Genomic DNA, 1,874 nt, shown 5'->3' on the forward strand with positions numbered 1-1,874 from the left:
GGTTAAGTCTTCTCCATTTTTAAAGGACTTATAGAAATCCTTGTTGTTTAATAAGTCTTCTTTGTCTATCATAACTATGTAATGGTTAAAAATAATAAAAAGTTATTTCCGTAAAATTTTTTGAGCTATGAGGGCTCAAAATTTTCCAGAATAACTTTTTAACTTACACAGTTAGTGAGACACTACCTAAAAGACAAAGATATCTTATGTTTTTTGTACTATCAATATAGGAGAACAAAACTTTTACAATAGATTTTTACATTCATAAAGAGCTGTTTATTTTATAAAAATAGAAAGAGCAACCGTTATAGTTACTCTTTCTTTGAATATTTTAATTGAGATTTCCTTTTATAATTTCCATGGATATTGCGTGCCAACATATCTGAAACATTGCCACACGTTTGGAACATTACCAACATATCTGCAGCATTACCTATTTTATATTAGTTTTACTCTTACTCTTTGTTTTCAATATGTTCCTTTTGTAACTCTCTTTGTTTAAAAACTCTTTCTCTACTAGTTTTACCTGTATAGATAAATAAAAAAAGTGTGACTAAGACTATAATAAAAAAATAATAATAATATTTTTTATCATAGTCACAGTATTCATTTAAAGCATAGAATCCTTCTCTATACAAATAATATGCTATAATAATAGCAATAATTGCAAAGACAAAAAAATACGATTTTCCAGGAAGAAATGTATAGCTGCTATCATATATTTGGCATATTAAAGTGTAGACACTTATAATCATAAAGAAAAATATAACTAAAAAAACTGAAAATGTAGAAAATTTAGTTATAGCTTTTCCTCCCTTCTCCGATTTATTATAGTATATATAAATATGATAAAATAATAATCTTAAAAATTTAATCATTTTAAAATGCGGGTTTGTTATCGTTATAATAATATTCATAAGCTGCAATTCCACCAAAATATACTAATGATGCGGCAGCTCCCCATGGCCCAAGAAAGCCTACAACTCCCATTATTCCATCAGCTATAGCTCTAGTATCAGAAATCTTTCCTTGAGACCATTGGTAGCCCGTATTTACTAAACCGGCAACACCAACTGCTTTTCCTAATACATTAAGACCTTTTGATGTAACTCCCAAAGTTTTAGCAGATAGGGGTAATCTAGTACTTATTGTTTCTGCGAAAATACGACTTTTGGATATACTTGAAGCAGCATTCCATTTTTTCAAGCCCCAAGAAACTAACTGAGAAGATCCTTCAACAGTGCCTGCGGTGGTAGTAAATGTTTTAGGGTTGTTTTGAATCCAATTAAGACCTTCCTCTACCAATTTCCCATAATCAATAGGACCATAATTAGCAATTCTTGCTTTATGAATTATCCCAAGTTTTATGTCTGAGAAGATGTCATCACCTATTCTATAGGCATCCTGGGTAGCAGTACCCGTATACCATGTTACTTCAGTATCACCGAAGCTAAGTCCAGACATTGTTCCTCCATTTTTAAAATAATTGAACATAGAAAACGCTTGTGTCCCTGTAAAATTATAACTATCGTTAAGATAACCACCAGCGCCGCCTTCTCCAGGATTTCGCCCCATAAACTGAGTCATCCTCATCTGAGACTGAGCCATATCTCTGAAAGGATTAGAGTTTCCGGAAGTGTCGATATGCCCATTGGCATCCATCCATCTGCCATCAGGATCACGCATTGAAACTGGGTTGTTGGCTACATAGGCAAAAGGACTGGTGGAAGCATATATTTCAGACAACTGATCCATACCGTTCCATCGTCCTAAATCAGGCATATACTGTCGCCAGCCGTAATCGAACATTCCGGTTTCCTGAAGCTCTTTGCCGTTGTATTTGTAGCTGTAAAAGCTCCCAAAGTTAGAAGTAC

At 33.4% G+C, this 1,874-nt stretch carries 1 protein-coding gene; it reads right to left on the reverse strand.

Features of this window, described 5'->3' with window-relative positions; genetic code table 11:
* Window positions 1-879: 879 nt before the first annotated feature.
* Window positions 880-1,874: RHS repeat-associated core domain-containing protein (locus C8D70_RS19615; RefSeq protein ID WP_146212907.1), on the reverse strand; the 995-nt coding region annotated here is incomplete at its 5' end.

The sequence above is a fragment of the Chryseobacterium sp. CBTAP 102 genome, assembly GCF_003201365.1.
Classification (GTDB): domain Bacteria; phylum Bacteroidota; class Bacteroidia; order Flavobacteriales; family Weeksellaceae; genus Chryseobacterium; species Chryseobacterium candidae.